The sequence below is a fragment of the Nonomuraea recticatena genome (assembly GCF_039533245.1).
Lineage (GTDB): Bacteria > Actinomycetota > Actinomycetes > Streptosporangiales > Streptosporangiaceae > Nonomuraea > Nonomuraea roseola.
In genome coordinates, this window is record NZ_BAAATE010000005.1 from 1 (window position 1) to 19,617 (window position 19,617).

At 68.3% G+C, this 19,617-nt stretch carries 18 protein-coding genes; 6 read left to right on the forward strand and 12 right to left on the reverse strand.

The window, feature by feature from the left end; genetic code table 11:
- Positions 1-253 precede the first annotated feature (253 nt).
- Entirely contained in the window at positions 254-694 is a 441-nt protein-coding gene (locus ABFX50_RS11450; RefSeq protein ID WP_346145714.1) for a type II toxin-antitoxin system VapC family toxin, read from the reverse strand.
- Positions 687-899: a hypothetical protein gene (locus ABFX50_RS11455; protein WP_346145716.1), complete on the reverse strand. Its 213-nt coding sequence runs from the start codon at positions 897-899 to the stop codon at positions 687-689. The genes ABFX50_RS11450 and ABFX50_RS11455 overlap by 8 nt, the downstream gene beginning before the upstream one ends.
- A gap of 1,190 nt (positions 900-2,089) precedes the next feature.
- On the opposite strand from ABFX50_RS11455, the gene ABFX50_RS11460 reads away from it, so the two are divergent.
- Entirely contained in the window at positions 2,090-2,449 is a 360-nt protein-coding gene (locus ABFX50_RS11460; RefSeq protein WP_346145718.1) for a hypothetical protein, read from the forward strand.
- Here ABFX50_RS11460 and ABFX50_RS11465 read toward each other — a convergent pair.
- Together ABFX50_RS11465 and ABFX50_RS11470 are read right to left on the reverse strand one after the other, a co-directional pair.
- Positions 2,444-2,575 carry a hypothetical protein gene (locus ABFX50_RS11465; RefSeq protein ID WP_346145720.1) on the reverse strand — a complete coding sequence of 44 codons (132 nt, stop codon included), beginning with the start codon at positions 2,573-2,575 and terminating at the stop codon, positions 2,444-2,446. The two genes, ABFX50_RS11460 and ABFX50_RS11465, sit on opposite strands and share 6 nt — an antisense overlap.
- 126 nt (positions 2,576-2,701) lie before the next feature.
- A complete protein-coding gene (locus ABFX50_RS11470; RefSeq protein ID WP_346145722.1) occupies positions 2,702-3,496 on the reverse strand; it encodes a phosphatase PAP2 family protein in 795 nt (264 codons plus the stop codon).
- A 590-nt stretch (positions 3,497-4,086) separates the two neighbouring features.
- On the opposite strand from ABFX50_RS11470, the gene ABFX50_RS11475 reads away from it, so the two are divergent.
- On the forward strand, positions 4,087-5,037 hold the full coding sequence (locus ABFX50_RS11475; protein ID WP_346145724.1) for a phosphotransferase: 951 nt from the start codon (positions 4,087-4,089) through the stop codon (positions 5,035-5,037).
- 632 nt (positions 5,038-5,669) lie between these two features.
- Here the strand turns inward: ABFX50_RS11475 and ABFX50_RS11480 are convergent.
- Positions 5,670-6,842: a DUF418 domain-containing protein gene (locus tag ABFX50_RS11480; RefSeq protein WP_346145726.1), complete on the reverse strand. Its 1,173-nt coding sequence runs from the start codon at positions 6,840-6,842 to the stop codon at positions 5,670-5,672.
- 83 nt (positions 6,843-6,925) lie between these two features.
- On the opposite strand from ABFX50_RS11480, the gene ABFX50_RS11485 reads away from it, so the two are divergent.
- Both ABFX50_RS11485 and ABFX50_RS11490 read left to right on the forward strand, forming a co-directional pair.
- Entirely contained in the window at positions 6,926-7,543 is a 618-nt protein-coding gene (locus ABFX50_RS11485; RefSeq protein ID WP_346145728.1) for a TetR/AcrR family transcriptional regulator, read from the forward strand.
- A 149-nt stretch (positions 7,544-7,692) separates the two neighbouring features.
- Positions 7,693-8,388: a class I SAM-dependent methyltransferase gene (locus ABFX50_RS11490; protein WP_346145730.1), complete on the forward strand. Its 696-nt coding sequence runs from the start codon at positions 7,693-7,695 to the stop codon at positions 8,386-8,388.
- Positions 8,389-8,462: 74 nt separating this feature from the next.
- Here ABFX50_RS11490 and ABFX50_RS11495 read toward each other — a convergent pair whose 3' ends face one another.
- Positions 8,463-8,588 carry a hypothetical protein gene (locus ABFX50_RS11495; protein ID WP_346145731.1) on the reverse strand — a complete coding sequence of 42 codons (126 nt, stop codon included), beginning with the start codon at positions 8,586-8,588 and terminating at the stop codon, positions 8,463-8,465.
- 451 nt (positions 8,589-9,039) lie between these two features.
- Between ABFX50_RS11495 and ABFX50_RS11500 the strand changes: the two genes are divergently transcribed.
- Positions 9,040-9,894 carry a helix-turn-helix transcriptional regulator gene (locus tag ABFX50_RS11500; protein ID WP_346145733.1) on the forward strand — a complete coding sequence of 285 codons (855 nt, stop codon included), beginning with the start codon at positions 9,040-9,042 and terminating at the stop codon, positions 9,892-9,894.
- A gap of 118 nt (positions 9,895-10,012) precedes the next feature.
- On the opposite strand, the gene ABFX50_RS11505 is transcribed toward ABFX50_RS11500, so the two are convergent.
- From ABFX50_RS11505 to ABFX50_RS11520, 4 genes are all read right to left on the reverse strand, one after another.
- A complete protein-coding gene (locus ABFX50_RS11505; RefSeq protein ID WP_346145734.1) occupies positions 10,013-11,554 on the reverse strand; it encodes a long-chain-fatty-acid--CoA ligase in 1,542 nt (513 codons plus the stop codon).
- 209 nt (positions 11,555-11,763) lie between these two features.
- A complete protein-coding gene (locus tag ABFX50_RS11510) occupies positions 11,764-12,594 on the reverse strand; it encodes a carbohydrate deacetylase (RefSeq protein WP_346145736.1) in 831 nt (276 codons plus the stop codon).
- Complete coding sequence (locus tag ABFX50_RS11515) at positions 12,591-13,982, reverse strand: MFS transporter (RefSeq protein ID WP_346145738.1); 1,392 nt, start codon at positions 13,980-13,982, stop codon at positions 12,591-12,593. Before ABFX50_RS11515 ends, ABFX50_RS11510 begins: the two co-directional genes overlap by 4 nt.
- 304 nt (positions 13,983-14,286) lie before the next feature.
- Positions 14,287-14,826 (reverse strand): PadR family transcriptional regulator, encoded by a 540-nt coding sequence (locus tag ABFX50_RS11520; protein WP_346145740.1) that lies wholly within the window; start codon positions 14,824-14,826, stop codon positions 14,287-14,289.
- A gap of 85 nt (positions 14,827-14,911) precedes the next feature.
- Between ABFX50_RS11520 and ABFX50_RS11525 the strand changes: the two genes are divergently transcribed.
- Positions 14,912-16,084: a serine hydrolase domain-containing protein gene (locus ABFX50_RS11525; RefSeq protein WP_346145742.1), complete on the forward strand. Its 1,173-nt coding sequence runs from the start codon at positions 14,912-14,914 to the stop codon at positions 16,082-16,084.
- On the opposite strand, the gene ABFX50_RS11530 is transcribed toward ABFX50_RS11525, so the two are convergent.
- Both ABFX50_RS11530 and ABFX50_RS11535 read right to left on the reverse strand, forming a co-directional pair.
- Entirely contained in the window at positions 16,060-17,760 is a 1,701-nt protein-coding gene (locus ABFX50_RS11530) for an ABC transporter transmembrane domain-containing protein (RefSeq protein ID WP_346145743.1), read from the reverse strand. The two genes, ABFX50_RS11525 and ABFX50_RS11530, sit on opposite strands and share 25 nt — an antisense overlap.
- Positions 17,757-19,613: an ABC transporter ATP-binding protein gene (locus ABFX50_RS11535; protein WP_346145744.1), complete on the reverse strand. Its 1,857-nt coding sequence runs from the start codon at positions 19,611-19,613 to the stop codon at positions 17,757-17,759. The genes ABFX50_RS11530 and ABFX50_RS11535 overlap by 4 nt, the downstream gene beginning before the upstream one ends.
- Between the last annotated feature and the right edge of the window lie 4 nt (positions 19,614-19,617).

The window sequence follows — 19,617 nt, forward strand, 5'->3', positions numbered from 1 at the left end:
ACTTCCGCCACCGGGAGCGGCGTTCGGCCCGCTGGGTGCGGATGAGGTCGGCCAGGCGGGTCAGGGTGTGGTTGGACAGGGGAATCGAGGCACGATAAGACAGCCACGAGGCTCCCGGTTGGGGCATCGGATCTTGGTCGACTGCTGTCTTACCGGGAGCCTCCTCTCATCCGCCATCGCTCCGCGCACACCCACCGCGACCAGTGCCGTCAGGGTGAAAAGAGCTCAGTGTTCAGTCCCCACTCAGCGACGATCACTCAGGGCTTGAGTCGTTAAGGAGTTCGGTCTCGACGAGGCCATCCAGCGCCCGGTGGAGTTTCGCGTCGGTGGTCAGCAGCGGAATCTCTCGATCGAGAGCAAGCTGCGCGAAGACGGCGTCATACATGCGCAACGTCAACCGCACCGCCAGAGCGGCGGCCCGCTCCAACCGGTCGGCGTCCACGGGATAGACCCGGACACCGAGCTCGTCAATGATGCGAACGGCCGCGATGAACTCATCTGCGGATAGCCGGCCCGCGAGCAGACCCTTCTTTCGCAGCACTCCGGCAACTTCAATCCGCGCGAAGTCCGCTGTCTCCAGACTTACCCGGTCGTGCAGGAAGTCGTCCCGGATCTGGCGGGCGTGCTCGAAGCCAGGTTGATCGACGAACCACCGTAGGAACACGCCGGTATCCACAACGTACGCGTCAGCCACGCGCGCCTTCCCGGAGACGGTCCAGCTCCTCGTCGACGCCCGTCACACCGCGCATCCGCTCCTGAACCCGCTCCATAATGGCCAGCGCTCGCTCACGGCGACTAGCCGTCTCAAGGTTCTCGCGGACAAGTGCGAGAACTGGCTGGACGCGGTCTTCTGGAAGCCGATCGACCAGAGCATGCAGCTCTTCACGCATCGCGCTCATGCTCGCATTCTACGCCTCGCCCATGCTCGCCTCCCTGGCTATTTATGCAGGGCGACGCAGACTGGTGGCCGTGTCCGTTGCGTGCCCGTTCGCAGAGCGATCTACGGAGACTCAAGGGGACTCACGGTCACTCGACCGGCATACGCCCAGGTCAGCGGTTCCCCTGCTCAGAGGCCATGATCGCGAAAGAGTTCCCAAGCTGACAGCGCGGGTTCGATTCCCGTCACCCGCTCCAACGTTAAGGCCCAGGTAGGGAACATGATCCCAACCCGGGCCTTGATCTTTTGTGGGCCTGTCTCCACTCGCGTACCAGATTCGTGCCAGATCAGTTGATCTTGACTGTCTAGCCGACCGGTTCCAGCACTCCCGCTTCGCCGTCGTCGCCCTCGTCACCCTTGGGCTTGAGACCTTCCTTGCCGATCTCTCCGAGGGCATCGGCGATCTTCCGGTCCCGGTCCTTCGCCGATCTTCATCTCGGAGACGGACGCGTCGATCTTGACTGCTCTGGCCTCCAGGTCGAGGTTGTTCCGCCGCAGTGCTGCCAGCTCTCCCCACCGCATGCTGCCGCAGGTGGCGAGCAGCACCAGGGCGCGGAAGCGGGGAGGTACGGCAGCTACCAAGGCGAAGACTTCCGCCACTGTCAGCACGCGCCTCTCTTCGGGACGCTCTACGCCCCGTTCTTGATCCGGCACGGGTTCTTCTTGATCAGCTCGTCTCGACTGCGGCGTTGAGAATGCCCCTCAACAGCCGGTACGCCTTGGCCACCGTTGAGGAACCAGGACTCTGCTCCAGAGCTTCGTGTGCCACTGCCTAACGGGGCGCGAGGTGATCTCGACCAGCAGCTTGTCACCGAGCGTCTGGTTGATGTGGAGCCGAAGAAGCCCCTCGTCGAGTTGTGCCGTCTTGAGCGCAAGGTCCACTCGGTCATCCACGCAGCCGCGTACACGCGAAAGAGGATCTTCCCGGAGTCCGGGTCGGTCCACTCCTGGTCGCGGATCTCCGTCTCTTTCCTCGCCGCCTGATCTCCGCGTCCGTCTTGCTCGCGAAGGTGTTCGGTGGCGTGTGTTCTTGATCAAAACTGCTAGGAGCGAGAACCGGCCTATGCCATATGGTGCTGGCTCATGACACGGGGTGCTTGGGGATGCTTAGCGGCGATCTGTGTGCCGCTCGCCGTACTGCTCGTCTTGATCATGATCCCTGTCCGGCGGGACAACGCACGTCTCGACGCCCTGTACGACCGGGCACTCAACTACCCGCTTCCACCGAAAACGCGCAACGAGTTCTGGGGCGACGGTGACGCGACCATTCAGAAGAACATGAGCGGCGGAAGCGGCGACTACTGCGACTACCGGGTCAGGATCACCCTGCACACCTCGCTCACGGAAGCCGAGATCCGCCGCTACTACAGCAAGGCCAAGATCGCGGGAGCCGAGCGCCCAGCCCACATCACCCTGTGGTTCGCGGAACCCGACGAGCGGTACGGGCGCGGATACATCCTGGAGGTCTACGACTCCCACGACAGCGACTGGGACTGGCGTTGCGCTCTATGAGACCGGATAGGCGTCTTCCAGCTCGTGACGGTCGGCCGGGAGAAGAACCTCCACCACGACGAGGGGCCGGCCGGACGCATCCCGGACCGCCCCGAAGGCCGCCAGCAGCGGCGTGTTCTTCGGCATGGCGAGCGCTCCGGCTCCGGAATATCGCCGCGCGGGACTGAGGACTACAGGTGGCTGAGATGGAAGCCTGATCGTGCTACGCAAGCATCCGGGCGGTGCTGGTTTCCTGCGGCTGCCTGCAGGCGCTCAACCTCGAGCACGCCGACGCTCGGCGAGGTGACCCCACGCTGATACGACAGCGATGGAGGCCACCAGCAACACGATGCTTCCGGCGATGTCGAGCACATAGTGGTTGCCTGTGACAAGCACGACTGCCGCCATACCCAGCGGAAAGATCCACGGCAGCAACGCCCATCTCGGATGGGAGCCCCGCAGCGCGCACCACACGGCATACGCGCACCACAACGACCATCCCACATGCATGCTGGGCATCGCCGAATACAAGTTCCGACCGTTCTCGATCTCTCGTGAGACATGGCCGCCCAGGATGTCGTGCGCGGCGATGATGTCGACGACGCCCGGTAGAGCGAACCGTGGGGGCGACATGGGCAGCGCCCAGAAAACGGGCAGCACGAGGACGGTCATCGCGACGAGGGTCCGGCGGACCTTGACGTAGACGTCGGCGTGCCGGACGAAGACCCACACCAGCACACCGATGATCGCGAGGTAGTACAGGCGGTAGTAGTACACCGCCGGCTGGATGAGGGCCGGATGCTCGGTCAGCCACTGGTTCGCCCCCAGCGCGATGTCCAGGTGGACGGCCCGCTCTATGGATTGCAGGGTCAGCGCGTTGGCAGTGGCGGCTGCGACGTCCTTCCCCGCGGCGGCATGGAGCCGCGAGAAGAGAAAGATCACAAGCAGCAGACCAGCCACTTCGACGAGCGGGGCGGGGCGCCCACCCGTCCTCCCGACCAGTACGGCTGACCGGGCATGTGCCATCAAGCGCGATAATCGGTGGGCGGCCACCTCGAGCGGGCTCACGCGGGCACCCTAACTCACCCCGCTTCGGCATGGATCATGTCAGCCGAAAGAGCCTCCGGCGGCGACGCTCCGGCTCCGGGATGATCACCGCATGCGGGGCCAGAGCCAGCCGGTAGCTGAGGTAGAACCCGGTTCATGCTTTGCACATACGACGAGCGCCCTCCAGTCGCTCTACGGCATGGTCTCCGTCACCTCGGTCCAGTCTCAGCGCGTGCCCGCCGTACCGAGTGATTGATCTTGCCTCGGAGCATGACATGCACCTGACTCTTCGCCGTCGCGTGGTCGTCGGCCGCCGGCCACAGCATGCCTTCAACTCAGCCGACGTGCCTTACCTGCCTGACCTGCAGGAAGAGGCTAAGAACCCCAGAGCACCATCGCCGCGACCAGGAGACTGCCCCTTTCGCCGCTATTTGGTCTGCGCCCCAATCTGTGGCCCTACTCCCTCGCCGTGATCTTGTGCTGCCTCGTAACCAGCGTCAGGTTTTCGTGAACGGCTTGCCATCAGGAAGCGGTCTTCCTCCGCCGCGAACGGCCCTCGACCCCGCCCCGTCCTGCCCAACAGCCGGAGAATCCGCTGCAACGATGGAGCCATGAGCACTTTCCTGACACCACAACAGCTCGCCAGCCGTACCTCCGCCGCCGTCGACGCGGCCGTCGCGGCAGGGCGCGTGCTCGGTCTGACTGTCACCGACCCCACGGTGCTCCACGACGTCTTCTCCGTCGTCGTCCACCTGGCGCCCTCGCCGGTCGTGGCCCGGATTCCCACCGTCCTGCCGCACCCAGACGACCTGGCCACCCTCGCGCGCCGCCAGCAGGATGAGCTGGACGTGACACGTTGGCTCGCCGCCCAGGGAGTCCCCGTGATCGCGCCCAGCCCGCTCGTACCGCGGGAACCCGTGCAGCGCGACGGTTTCTCGATGACGTTCTGGTCGTTCGTCCCGGAGGACCGTGACAAGGAGCCCGACTACGTGGCGAACGCCGAGAGCGTCGCTGACCTGCATGCGGCAATGCGCACCTACCCCGGCCAGCTGGAGTTTCTGGGCGCGGCCGATCCGCGGTTCATCGCGGAAAGCCTCGCCCGGCTCGACCACTACCCCACTCTGATCGGTGCGGCCGAGCTGGACCGCGCCCGCCGCGAGTGGCAGATCCTGGAACCCCTCGTGCGCTCACGGACGGCCTTCGAGGCCCGGTTCCCTGGCATCGACCTCCAGCCCATCCACGGCGACTCCCCGCCCGCGAACATCTTCTCCGGGGTGGACGGCGACCTCTACGCCGACTTCGAACTGGTCACGCTGGGGCCCGTCGAGTGGGACCTGGCCGCTCTCGGACCCGAGCACGAATCCGCCTACAACCGCGGTGCGCGGCGCAACGGCACGAGGCCGCTCAACGAGGAGGTCCTGGGCTTCGTCAACGCCCTGGGCATGCTGCGGGTCGTGGCCACTCTCACGCTGGTCCCGCAGTTGCCCGAGCTGATGGAGTACCTCAAGCCCGCCGTCGATCACTGGCAGACGATGCCCTTCGCGGGCGGCATGAACAGCTGACACCGAGCTCTTTCCATCCTGACGGCCCTGGCCATGGGTGGGCTCCCTGATTGAGGGAAAGGCATCGATCCGTCGTCGGGGAGCTAGCTTGTGAGCCACCGAACGACCGGGACTCGGACCATCCCGCCCAGGTCGGCGAGTCACCAGCTCAGGGGCCGTGATCGCGAAAGGCTTCCCATGCTGACAGCGCGGGTTCGGGCGTTCGGCCGCGGGTTTCCGGCTACCGGCGGCTCTCGACCTTTCGCAAGATGCGCGCACCTCGGGGAAGCGCCACTGGTGTGCTGGTGCCGCACGGGTAGAGATCTGGATCCGACTGTCGCCGGTCGACGACCATCCCGAGACAAAGAGTCAGGCGCTGCAAGCTCGGCACGCGCGCAGCCAGTCACCCAAGAAGCGACCCCGTGTTTGCCTCGGTGATGATCTTCCGTATGGTGCACATCGTTGAAGCGATGGCGCTCGCGGATCGGCCATCCGCCGTCCGCCCCGTGGCGCCGTCCATCACCGTGTCCGGTGCCTACCATCGTGATCCCTCCCGGCCGACAGCCAACGTCAAGGGTCGTTCCGGGCGTTGCCGGCGACCTTCGACGTTGGTGGGTGCCGGCCCGCAGCCGCGACGCCAGGCCTACGGTGAGTCAGCGGCGCCCGTACGTCAGCCTCCGCAGCGCCGCCTCAGCCGGCCCCCTTCGCCCTCGGGGTGCCAGCAGCGCGGCGAGCACCACGGTGGCCAGCCAGGCGACCACGGCGATGCCGGACGCCGCGGCGTCTCCGACACGTGTGCCGAGCCCTCCCGCGTACGGCGCGAACACCGCCACGAAGATCACTGACTGGAGGAGATAGCAGGTCAGAGACCACTGGCCGCACGCGACGAGGGCCCTGACGACCGGACCGGGATATCCGCGCCGCATCCGGCTGACGACGAGTCCGATGATCGCCGCGTACGCGAGCCCGCCGGCGATGCCCGTCACGCTGTGCAGTGCGTACGCGGACACGGCGACCATGTCCGATGGCGTCCAGATCCGGGTGTCGATCAGCATCAGCGGCACCCCTCCGACGAGGGCCAGCCCTGCGCCCACGACGGCGACCCGGGAGAGCAGGTCCCGGTGCGGCCCGGGGTCCTCCAGCATGCGGCGCCGAGCCGCCCAGATCCCGAACAGGAAGGCCGGCACCACGCTGGCGGCGAAGTACGTAGGTGTCATCCCGGACCATCCGATGAGCCGCATCACGGTCGCCTCGATCGGGTCGGCCATGGCGGCGGGCGTGTCGCCCTTCGGCGCGGAGATGGTGAGCAGCCCGAAGCCGAACAGCACCACGACGTGCAGCACGAGCCCGACGACGGCGGCCCGCAGCACGGATCGGTCCTCGCGCCGGATGAATCCGACGAGTACGAGCCCGATCAGCCCGTACGCCCCGAGGATGTCACCGAAGAACAGCAGCAGCGCGTGGCAGAAGCCGAACGCCAGCAGCCACAGGCTCCGGCGGCGCAGCACCTTGCGCACTTGTGGCCAGCTTCTGCCGGTGGCGAGCTGCCGGTTGGCGAGTTGCACCAGGCCGTAGCCGAACAGGGCGGCGAACATGGGCAGAGCGCGCCCGTCCACCAGGAGGATCTGGACGCCGCCGACCAGCCGGTCGAGCGAGCCCCCGTTGAGGGCGTAGCCGCGGAAGCCCGCCTCGTGACCCGAGAGGTACATGTGCGCGTGCGCCAACGCGATGAGCAGCAACATCAGCCCGCGCGCCAGATCCGGCGCCAGCGCGCGATGGGTGATGGGAGTGGCTCCGTCTGCAGGAGCCGGTGGGGCGATGGACATGGCTGTCCCCTTGGAATTAGATACATGAATGTAGCTAACCGCCAAGGTAAGCTACATTCGTGTAGCTATGCAAGGGGGTGGAGATGAGCGACCACAGCGCCAGGCCGCGCCGTCGCGGCGAAGAACTGATCAGGGCCATTCACGACGCCGTACTGGAAGAGGTGGTGGAGGTCGGTGCGGGGCGGCTGACCATGGACGGCATCGCCCGGCGCGCGGCCACGCCCCGCACGACCCTGTACCGTCGCTGGTCGGACCCGGTCGAGGTGCTCCTCGACGCGCTCTACCACCAGCACCCGGTCGAGGAGCCGACCCCCGGCGCCGACGACCTGCGCGGCGATCTCATCCGCGCCCTGCGCCTCATGGTCGAGTGGGCTCTCAGCCCGGCGGGCCGCGCGGTCGCCACGATCCTCACCGACCCCAAGAGCGTCGCGCTGATGTCCGAGGCGTTGTTCGAGCGGGTCTTCGCCAACAGGGGCGGCACGTTCACCCGTACCGTGCTGCAGCACTACGCCGACCGGGGCCGCTTCCCGGTCGAGTTGCTCACCCCGGTCGTGGCCGACATCGGCGAGGCCCTCGTCACCAAGCGCCTGATCGACACCGGGACGGCGCCCAGCGACGAGGACCTGTCGGCCATCGTCGACCAGGCGATCCTGCCCGCCATCGGGCTCGGACCGGGAGGGCAAGGAGCAGCGCGCGCCTGAGAAGCTGACAGCGTGGGTTCGACTCCCGTCACCCGCTCCAACCGCTTCGACTTCGCCGTGGAGCGCGCTCACCGGGGCCCCGAACGCTACTCGCTTTCTTGGCTGAAACTCGATGGCAATGAACTCTTGGCCGCCGCCATGATGTCCCGATGAACGAGGCGGCCGCTTACCATGACGCACTCGGCGATTTCTTCGCCACTAACGCAGATACGAGCCCCTACAACGCTTATACCGACAGACCCGCCATGCTCCAACTCGCGGGCGATGTCTCCGGAGCCAGAATTCTGGATGTCGGCTGTGGAGCAGGCCACTATGCGGCCGAACTCGCCGCTCGGGACGCCCAAGTGGTCGGGATCGACGGCAGCGAGACACTACTGCGCCACGCAGAAGTACGCGTGAACGGCCGCGCAGAAATACTTCTCCATGATCTGGAGAAGCCACTGGATTTCGCCGCGGACGCATCGTTCGACGGGGCCATCTGCGCCCTCGTACTCCACCATGTAAAAAACCGAGTGCAACTGCTGGACGAACTACGTCGTGTCCTGCGGCCAGGTGGATGGCTCCTGATATCGACCACCCATCCCACAGCCGACTGGCGCCGCTTCGGCGGCTCGTACTACAGCCATGACTGGAGCGACCGGCCTGTCGCAGGCGGCAAGTTCTCGATCCACTACCAGCGCATGCCGTTGGAGACGTTCCTGGGCGAGCTCTTGACCGCCGGGTTCGTGCTGGAGCGACTCATCGAACCGCGCCCTGCACCCAGCCTCCGGGAGATCGACGAAGCCGCCTACGACAAGCTCCACCAAGCGCCATGCTTCCTCGCCGTGAAGCTTCAACGCCCTTGATCTCAAACATCCCAACCCGTCGGAACAGCCGCCTCCGACCGGGCCGCGGTTGTTCTCGGAGTTGGCGGTAGCCATCAGGAATTCCAACCCGTCGGAACGGCCGCCTCCTGCTCCTGCTCCTGCTCCTGCTCCTGCTCCTGCTCCTGCTCCTGCTCCTGCTCCTGCTCCTGGATGATCACCGCGCGAACCTGACCGTACATGGCTTAAGCGGAAACCTGATCACTCCGCCGCCATCGACCCGGGACGACCCGAGGACGGGCGGAAATCTGATCATTCCGCCCGCCATTGGGCCGGGACGAGCCGAGCGGACCGGGGCCACCGGGCCAAGGAGCCGTCGCCGCGTGCGCGTCCATAGAAGGCGATGGGCAGCGGAAGGCCCCGGTTAGCCGTGACCGGATACGCTTTCAGCGGCGTCAGAGCGTGCTGCGGGCCTCTGGCCGGAGGAGGAGCGGTGGTTCGGCCGTTGGGAGCCTCGTTACGCGCCTGCTGTCACGCGGCGCACCCGGCGATCGCGCACCGGCGGCCGGCGGTGTGTGAGCCGCCGGGGCCGTCCAGGAGGCCACCGGCGCGCATCCGCAGGCAGGGTGCCGGCCTGGTGACGGCGGAGACACGGCCGGCGTCGTGCGACGTGCGCCGATCAAGGACGGTGTGATGTCGCATCCTTGGCGCGGCTGGTGTGTCCTTCGACCCGGCCTCATGCTGTACGGCGGGACGGTCGGCAGGAATGGCCTGCACGCCCACCACGCGGTTCAGTTGATCGTCTCCGCCGAGCCCTTCACCATGGCTGACGCCCACGGCGAGCGGCTGACCACGCGGATCGCCGTCGTTCCCCCCGACACCCGCCACGCGATACTCGCCGGAGCTCGTGAGACCCTGCTCGCTCACCTGGATCCCCGCAGTGCGCCGGGCCGGTCCCTGCTCGCGCGCTTCGGTACGGGGTACGGGGCTTCGGCTTGGTCACCGTCCGTCACGCGAACCAGGGATCTGCCCGTCTACGGCTCTCCGGCTCATGCGGTGACCGAACCGGTGCGCACGAGCCCGACATCGGGGCACCACAGGGGACGGCCCCTCATGTTCGCGGAGCCGCCGATCGGTCATGCGCGCTCAGCCGAGGTGACGACCGCGCTGCGGGTTGTCGAGGTGTGGACCGGCCACAGCGCCGCCGACAGCGTGCCGCTCCACCCGGCGGTGGAGGCGGCGATCACCGTGATCCCCGCGCTCCTACGAGGAGGACCGGTGCGACTGCGTACGGTGGCGGACGCGGTCCACCTGTCGCCGAGTCGGCTGGCGCACCTGTTCAGCGCGCACGTGGGGATCCCGCTGCGGCCGTACGTGCGGTGGCTACGCCTGCAGCGTGCCATCGGCCTGGTGGCCGAGGGAGAGACGTTGACGGTGGCCGCCCACAGCGCCGGGTTCACCGACAGTCCACACTTCACCCGGGCCTTCCGGGACACCTTCGGGAACGCGCCTTCCGAGCTTGCCGCCGCGATCGACTGGTTGCCCTGAACCGGAAGGCCGCTCGAGCCGCGCCGGAGCTCTGGGGTCGCCACCGGCGCCGGCCATGAGAGCCGTCGCACTGCCTCGCCGGGTGCGGAGCTCCGGTGTGTCACCGAACGGTGGCCGGCTACGTCTGGCGTAGCTCGCGCTTGAGGATCTTGCCGGTCGCCGTCATCGGCAGTGAGTCGCAGAACTCGATGGTCCGCGGGTACTTGTACGCGGCCATGTTCTCCCTGCACCAGGCGATGAGCTCGTCCTCGCTCGCCGTCGCGCCGGGCGACGGGATGACGTAGGCCTTGACCTCCTCGCCGTGCGAGGCGTGGGGCACGCCGACCACCGCCACCAGCGAGACCGCCGGGTGCGTCATCAGCACCTCCTCCACCTCACGCGGGTAGACGTTGAAGCCGCCCCGGATGATCATGTCCTTCGTGCGGTCGATGATGGCGTAGTAGCCGTCCTCGTCGCGGGTGGCGATGTCGCCGGTGCGGAACCAGCCGTCGCGCAGGACCTCCTCGGTCGCCTCGGGCCGTCCGTAGTAGCCCTTCATGACGTTGTGCCCGCGGATGGCGACCTCGCCGGGGCCCTCGCCCTCGATGGTGTTCCAGTGGTCGTCCACCAGCCGCATCTGCACGCCCCAGACGGGGAAGCCGACGGTGCCGGGCTTGGTGGGCCGCCCGAGCTGGTTGAAGCTGGCCACAGGGGAGGTCTCCGACAGGCCGTAGCCCTCCAGGATCGGGATGCCGAAGGTGGCCTCGAAGTCCTTGAGCACCTCGACCGGGCAGGAGGCCCCGCCCGCCACCGCCAGCCGCAGCGTCGAGGGCGCCTCGGCCCCGTCGGCGTGGATCTTCGACAGCAGCGCCCAGAACATCGTCGGCACCCCGGCGAACATGGTCACCCCCTCCCTGCGCATGAGTTCCAGCGTCTCGCCTGGCTCGAAACGCGGCTGGAGGACAAGGGTGGCGCGGCGGCGCAGGCTCACGCACATGCCTGGGATCTGGCCGAAGGAGTGGAAGAGCGGCAGCACGATGAGCGAGACGTCGCCGTCGGGGTCGGCGGGGAACATCTCGTCGCTGACCATGGTGTTGATCAGGATGTTCAGGTGAGTCAGCTCGGCGCCCTTGGGCCTGCCGGTGGTGCCCGAGGTGTAGAGGACGACCGCGGTGTCGTCAGGCGCGGTCTGCACCGTCTCGAACTCCCCGGACATGCCGTCCAGCGCCGCCCAGAACGACTCGCCGTGCTCCGACTCGGTGGCCAGCGGCGTGGCGGGCAGGACGAAGAAGTGCTCGCAGCTCTCGACGGCGTCGAAGGCCTCCCGCCCGCGCGCGCCCATGGGCAGCTCGGGGGAGCCCTCGAAGCAGAAGAGCGCCTTGGCGTCGCTGTCGTCCAGGTGGTAGGCGATCTCTCGCGGCTGCAGCAGCACGTTGAGCGGGACGACGGTCGCCCCTGCCTTGAGGATGCCGAAGTAGACGAAGGGGAAGTACGGCAGGTTCGGGCAGAGCAGCGCGACCTTGTCACCCTTGCCGATCCCCCGGGCCACCAGCAGGCTGGCCACCTGGTTGGCGACGGAGTTCACCATGGAGTACGGCAGGCGCAGGTCGCCGAAGACCAGCGCGGCGCGGTCTGGAACATGGTGGGCGCTGTCTTCCAGAATGATCGACAGGTTGAGCATCGCGACCCTTTCCTCAGGATGTGGGAGGGCCACTCAGCTCGCGTCGAACCCCTCGTCGCGCAAGCGCATGGACCGCTGCCACGCCCGGCGTACGCAGGGCTGTGTCCCCTGCCTCGTCCGGGACCGGAACGTCTTACGTCCCTAGGATGCGCTGAGGGATCCGGGCAGGACTTGTACGAACGTGTCGATTTCCCCTGCGGGTGCCCAGGTCAGGTCCACCAGCCTCCGACGACCTCGACGCCCTCCTTCTCCAGGGCGTCGTGCCACACCGGATCGCGCAGCAGCCGGGCCTCCCATACCCGCACGATGCCGTCAGGTCCCCTGACCGCGTCCTCGCGGGAGGGGTGCAGGAACAGCTCGCTCGTGCCCTCGGGCAGGGCCGCGAGCCGACGGAGGTAATCGTCCCGCAGTTGCTGGTAGGTGCCGAGTTCGTGTGCCGTGCGTCGATTGGTGGCGATCGTCTGCGGAATGGCCACGCCGAGAGCGTCAGCGAGGGCGACGGCCTTGGCGTGCTCCGCCGCGAGTTGCGGCGGCAGCGGCCCGCCGACGTACGGCTCCGCGTCACGAGGCAGCCGGAAGGCCAGACCATGGCGCGCACACCATTCCAGCGCCTGCGTGAGCCAGGATCGGCCGTGCAGGCCGTACAGGGTGCCGGCATGAGAGTCCGCCGCCACGGGAGCGAGGCCACGATCGCGCATCCAGCGCAGCTGGGCGTCCGCCTCCCCGATGACCTCCCGAGCCTCGCCTCGGGCTCCGAGAACGAACGGATCGTCACTGAGAGTCCCGTCAGGGTCGACGAGGCTGGCCGCGCCGTCGAGAGGTCGCCAGCGCGGGAGTCCGTGCTCGCTCGTCAGGGTCACGTGCAGCCGGGGCACCACGCCGAGCTTTCGGACGTGGTTCGCGGCCTGCTCGGCGAGCGGAGAGACGGGGATGAGGGTCGTCGCGCTGACCTGTCCTTCGGCGAGCAGGGCGGCGATGACCTCTGTGGTACCCGGCTCGCGGCCGAGATCGTCGGCCGTGATCACGAGGCGCCGGGTCACGGGGTGCGCTCCACGTCTGGCTCGTTCGCGGGACCGGCCGGCGGCGGTTCGACCGGCTCAGCAGCCTCGGGCGGCGGCTCGACCGGAACCGAGACGAGTCGCGCCGCGACCGCACCGACCGCCGTCAGGACGAACGGGTAGACGCACAGGTAGACACGGAACGCGAGCCCGGGGTCGGCGCCGGGGTCATCGCCGGAGTTGTAGCCGAAGAAGACTCCCAGCGACGTGAGGGCGAATCCCGTCACGATCCCGTTGAGCCTGGCGAAGAACCCGAATGCCGACAGGAAGAGTCCTTCACGATGCGCTCCGTTGCGCGCGGCGTCGGCGTCCAGGACACGCGCCACGATGAGGTCGTTCGTCGCGAGCATCCCCGACCATCCGGCGCCTACGAGCACCCCTGCGGCGATCGCCGTCACGAGGTCGGTGGCGAAGAACAGGGCCGCGAAGCTGACCGCCAGGATCGCGAAGGCCAGCCGCCAGGCCCACAGGGCGCCGCGGCGGGCGACGACGCGCGTCCACACCGCGAGGCCGCAGGCCGAGATGAGGATGACGATGCCCTGCAGGTAGAGCGCGTTGGCGACAGGGAGCCCGAGCGAGTAGCGCACGTACAGCTGGATGCCGGAGAGGACGAGCGCCATGGCCACCCCGTAGCAGGCGCCGGTGAGGCCGACCGTCCAGAACATCGGGTCGCGGACGATCGACCACAGGCTGGGCAGCAGTCGCGGCCTCTCGTGCGTGGCGTAGCGCGGATTCTCGCGTGCGCTGAGCGCCATGAACGCGATCACGACGAGCGCGATCACGCCGTAGATGATCGCAGTGGTCTGGAAGCCTTGGGTGGTTTCCTCGGTGCCGAACACCTGCGTCGTGAGCAGCGGGGTGATCGCCAGCGAGATCACGAGTGCCACGAGCTGGAAGCCCTGGCGCAGGCTGTTGGCGACGGCTCGGTCGCGCTCGCGCGGGTAGAGCTCGGGGAGCAGCGCGCCGTAGTTCGCGTTGAGCATCGAGTCGAAGGCCTCGCACAGGATCGCGAAGATCGCGAACCAGAGCACGAGGCCGATGCCCTCCAGCGAGGCCGGCGCGGAGAAGAACGCGACCATGCACGCCGCGAGCATGGGCGCACCCACGAGCAGCCACGGCCGGCGCCTGCCGTACCGGCTTCTGGTGCGGTCGGAGAGGTGGCCGAGCACCGGGTTGTCGACGGCGTCGATGATCGCGTAGATCACCATCACCACGCCGTAGGCGCGTACGTCGAGCCCGAGGATGTCGACGTAGAACAGGATCATCGATCCCTTGATCATGTTGATCGGGATCGACGTGCCGAACATCCCGATGGCGTAACGCCAGGCGGGAGTCCGTGCCGGGGCGGGAGCCGTACCGGACCGGGACACGCGACCACCCCTTTGCCGATGCCGACGCTGTGCGCGGCGTTACCTTCGCACTCACAGGAGAACAGCAGGTGAAGCGGAATCGTGCCGCGCCGGACGTCACTCACCGGGCACGTCGTGTCCCAGTGTTGTCCCAACGAACACCGCGGAGCAAGGCAGTCGAGGGTCAAGGTCGTTCGTCCGGTGGGCGCGCCGCCCTGACCCCGTGGCCTCGGCTCGCTTGCCCTTCGGGCGGGTGGCGGCGGACGGGGATGATCGGACAGGGTGGCGGGGCGGACCGACCGTCGGGGATCGCGTCCGTGCGGCGTCAGTGGTCCGGCGTCTCGTACCGGTCGATGTGATCGCGGAACCAGTCGAGCGTGAAGCGGTGTGAGGCGATGCCGTAGTCGAGTGTCGCGCGTTGATGGGTGACGAGGTCGCGATGCTCCTCGGGAACGTCCAGGGTGTCGAGGTGCGTGTCGAGGGCGGAGAGCGCGGCGAGGTCGGTCTCGATGCGCGCCGTGATGCGGCGGAGCACCGGCAGGCGTTCGGCCGGCTCCAGCAGGCCGAGGAAGTAGAGCCTGGACAGCGCCGCGGTCTCCAGATCGGGCCCGGTCAGCTCCCCGGTCATCCACGCGCGGAACTCCTGACGACCGGCGTCGGTCAGGCGGTACACCTTCCGCCCCCGGCCTCCGGCTTCGATGCTGGCGACCTCGATGAGCCCCCGCGCGAGCAGGCTGTCCAGCGCGCGTTTGATGCTGCCGGAGCTGGCGCTGTAGAAGAGCGCGACGCCGGCCTCGAAGCCTTTGATGAGGTCGTAGAAGGTCTGCGGGGCGATCAGGAGCAGACCGAGGATCACGTGAGCCATTGGTCAAGTCTAAAGTCGTTGACTCTCATAGACATGTCTAGTAGACAGGTCGCTAGAAAAGGGAACGGAGACAAAGGACATTCACGTGACAGCGCCACTCGCCACGACCCGTGCTCATGACAATCACGTTCCCGACGACGTCGACGCGCGGCTGACGGGCCTGCTGGAGAGCCTCGTCGCGCAACGCGGCGTGCACCACGCCAACCTCGCCCTCACCAGCGGCGACGGGAAACAGCGCTGGGCCGCCGCCTCAGGACCCGCCGACGGTCATCCGTCGCGTCCCGACACCCCGTTCTTCATCGCGAGCGTCACCAAGCGCTTCATCATCACGCTGGTACTGCAGGCGCACGAGCGCGGCGAGCTCGACCTGGCCGCGCCGATCAACCGTTACCTGCCGGCGGAGCTGATCGCCGGACTCCATGTCTTCAGGGGGATCGACAGGACCTCCGCGATCACGGTGCGCCACCTCGCGAGTCACACGTCCGGATTGCCGGACTACTTCGAGAAGCGTGGTGAAGGCCCCAGCTTGTATGAGCGCCTCGCCGCCGGCCAGGACCTGGCCTGGACCTTCGAGGACGCGATGCGGATCACGCGCGAGCAGCAGCGCCCGCACTTCGAGCCGCAGGACCTCACGGCCGCCCGGCAGAAGGCCCGCTACTCCGACACCGGCTTCCAGCTGCTCATCCGCATCGTGGAGACGGTGACCGATCGCTCGTTCGCCGAGCTGCTGACCGAGCGGATCCTCGGTCCGCTCGGCCTGACGCACACCTGGCTCCCAGGACATCGTCCGCCGGATCCGGCTATCGCAGCGCCCTCACCGCTCTACGCGAAACAGCGCCGCGTGGAGCTGACCTCGATGATCGAGTCCTGCAACGACCTGTTCAGCACGACCGGTGATCTCCTCGCCTTCCAGCGAGCGCTGCTCGACGGCGAACTCTTCCGTGACGCCCGCTCACTGGCGCTGCTCACCGAGCGGCGCAACCGGCTGCGCAACATCCCCATCCTCCGGTACGGCCTGGGCACCATGTTCTTCAAGGTCGGCCGGCCTATGTCGCTGGGTCGCCGCCCTGTCACGCTCGTCGGCCACTCGGGAGCCACAGGGACCTGGCTCTTCCACTGTCCGGAGCTCGACCTGCACCTGGTCGGCACCGTCGACCAGACCAAGGGACAGGCCATCCCCTTCCGGTTCATGGCGCGCTGCCTGGGCGTCTGGCGAACGTCAGAGGTCGCCCGTCACCGGGCCACGGCCAGGCGGTAGTTCTCGTCGGCGGTGAGGAGGTTCCGATGGGTGTCGTCCGCGGTGATGACGCCGCCGTCCAGGACGAGGACCCGGTCGGCGACGTCCAGGAGGGCCGGGCTGCTGGTGATCACGATGGTGGTGCGGTTCCGGCGTAGCTTCGCGATGTTGCGCGCGATGAGCTGTTCGGTGACCGCGTCGACGGCTGTCGTCGGGTCACGCAGGACCAGGATGTCGGCGTCGGCGGCGAGGGCGCGGGCCAGGGACAGCCGTTGGCGCTGCCCGCCGGAAAGGTTCGCGCCGCGGTCTCGGACGCCGTGATCGAGCCCTTCGCGGTGGAGGGCGACGACGTCGGTCAGCATGGACGCCTCGACGGCCTCGGAGATCATACGGCCGGCGCCCGCCGGGTCGATGTTCGTGCGGAGGGTGCCCGCGAAGATCTCCCCGTCGTACGGGTTCACCAGCAGGTGTTCGCGGACCGCCTCGATCGACAGCTCCCCCGTCTCTCGCCCGCCGACCCGCACCACACCCTCGTACGCGTCGGGCGGGACGTTCATGGCCAGGATCGACGTGAGGTCGGCCGCCGCGCGCGGCTGGTAGGCGGCGATCGCCACGAACTCCCCGGCGGAGACGTGGAACTTCAGCTCGCGCAGGGACCCGTACCGGACGCTGTCGATCTCGAGGTCTCCGCCTGCGGACAGGCGCTCTGTCCCCGGGGTCATCACCGCAGGCGCGGCCAGTACCAGCGCCATCCGCTCGGCCGACGCGCGCGCGATCATCACGTACTTCGGCATCTCCGAGAACAGCCTGAGCGGTTCCATGATGAACTGCGCCAGCCCCACGGCCATGACGAGCTCTCCGATGGTGATCCGGCCGTCGAACGCCAGCCAGCCCGCCGTCAGGGTCACGGCGGCGGCGAGGAGCGCGTTGAGGGCGAGCGCGGCGCCGGCGTACGCGCCGTTCACCCTGGCGACGGTGATCGCCTGGCTTTTCGCCTCCGTGCTGACCTTCCGGTAGGACAGGAAGGCCGCGTGGTTGCCGCCGAAGCCGTGCAACGGGCGCAGGCCGACGATCAGGTCGGCGACCTTCGCGCCCGCCCGCGCCACCCTGGCCTGCTGCTCGCGGGTGCTGGTGCCGATGCGTCTGGACATCACGCTCAGGATCGACAGGATCGCGATGGTGCCCACGATCACCAGCAGGCCGAGGTGGACGCTGGCCATGCCCAGCGCGACCGCCGCGATCAGCACCGCGACCAGTGAGCTGATCAGCAGCGGCACCACCTCGATGATGTCGGCGGTCTGGTCGGCGTCCTCGGTCGCGATGGTCAGGACCTCGCCGGACTTGAGGTCGACGTCCCTGGCCACCGGTTGGAGTCCGCAGGCCGCGACCTGCACCCGCCAGCGGTGCGCCTCGGTCGTGTTGGCCTTCTGCAGGATGCGCATCCCGAACCGCCACGACAGTGACACGGTCGTGATGATCACGGCCAGCGCGGCGATCGACAGGGCGAGCGAGCCGAGGCTCCGGTCCCGCAACGTGTGCTCGACGATCAGGCCGAGCGCGATGGGGAAGGCGGTCTCCCCGGCCTGGTACATGCCCATGAGGACGGTGCCCCAGGTCATGGCGCCCGCGTTGCGCCGCAGAGCCGTCAAGAGCACGTCGGCCCCCGCGCGGGACCTCTGCTTGTCAGGAGTGGTCATCGAGGTGTCGGGCAATCGCTTCCGGGGTTCTCGGGGTGAGCTGATGACGAACGGTGATCACGTTGCTGACTGCCTTCCTGCCACGCCATCCACAGTCGCGCGTACCGGCCGCCCGATGCCACGAGCTCCTCGTGGGTTCCTTGCTCCACCACGCGTCCCTCGTCCAGTACGGCGACGCGGTCCGCCGCCATCGCCTGGGTCAGCCGGTGCGCCACGAACAGCGTGGTGCGGCCCAGACAGGCGGCCGACACGGCGCGCTCCAACTCGGCGGCGCCCTGGCTGCCCGCCTCCGCGGTCGACTCGTCCAGCACCACCACGGGCGATCGGCCCAGTACCAGCCGAGCCAGGGCGAGCTGGGCGGCCTTGGTGCCGTCCAGGCGCTCGCCGCCCTCGCCGACCACGGTGTCCAGCCCATCGGGCAGCGCCGCGATCCACGTCTCCGCGCCGACCCTGCGCAACGCGTCCATCAGCTCGGTGTCGGTCGCCTTCGGCGCGGCCAGCCGCAGGTCGTCGGCGAGCGGACCGGAGAACACGTGCGTCTCCTGGGTCAGGATGCTCACCAAGGCCCGCGCCCCCGCCTCGTCGAGGTCCGCGAGGTCGGTCGATCCGATGCGCACCGACCCTGCCTGCGGGGTCCCGATGCCCGCGATCAGCGCCGCCAGGGTCGTCTTGCCCGCGCCCGTCGCTCCCACCAGCGCGAGCGAACCGCCCGCCGGGATCTCCAGGTTGACCTCCCGCAGGACCGGCCGCTCGGAATCGGGGTAGCCGAACGTCAGCCCCTCCACCGTCACCGCGTACGGTTCGACGTCCGCCGACGCGGCGGCCGCACGACCCACCAGCCTTTCCTCCGTGGCCTCGCCCAGCACCCCGACCAGCCGGGTCAGACTCGCGCCCGACTTCTGCGCCTCGTCGAAGGTGAACATGATGGAGCCCAGTGGGTTGAACAGCCGGTGGAACAGCAGCGGGGCCGCCGACGCCTCACCCAAGGTGACGGCATCGGCCTCCAGCAGGACGTAGCCCACCACGATGATCAGGACCAGCCCGATGAACTCGGCGCGGTTCTCTCTGCCGACGAACCGGCCGAAGAACCGGAACACCTCGACGCCGAGATCGCGCACCCGCCACGACTCGGCGGCGACCTTCTCGCGGAAGGCGTCCTCCAGACGGTACGCCCGGACCGTGTCGATCCCGTTCAGACCACTGATCAACGCCTGCGCGCGGTCGGCCTGGGCTTCCCGCTGCTTCTGGTAGAGCGGGGCGGACCGTGGGAGATACCAGCGCAGGGCCAGCGCGTACGCGGGCAGCGCGCCGGCGCCCGCCAGGCCGAGTCGCCAGTCCAGTCCGAACATGCCGCCCGTGGCGATGACGACCAGCACTCCGGCCGAGAACACCGTGGGGACGGCCATGCGGATTCCCTTGGACAGCACGGCCACGTCGTCGCCGACCCTGGACAGCACGTCCCCCCTGCCGACCTGCTCGATCCGCGCGCTCGGCATTCCCAGAACCGCCCGGACGGCGCCCTCCCGCAGCCGCGCGAGCAGATCCGCGCCCAGCCGTCCGATCAGGTACGTCGACGCCGCGGTGGCCGCCGCGCCGAGCAGCGCGGCGGCCACCATCAGCGCGCCGATCGTGATCAGTATCGACTGCGGTTCGCCTTCGATCACCCCGTCGACCACCCGGCCGAGCAGGAGGACCGGCAGCACCTGAAACACCGCCCCTGCCACCGTGGTGAGCGCGGTGGCCGTCGTCAGCCACGGCACTTCGCGGGCGTGCGCCGCGACCCATCGGGTGGCCTCGCGTCCGGTCGCCGTACGCAGGGTGGCCGGGGCGACAGGGGTGTCGGTGGTGCTCACACCC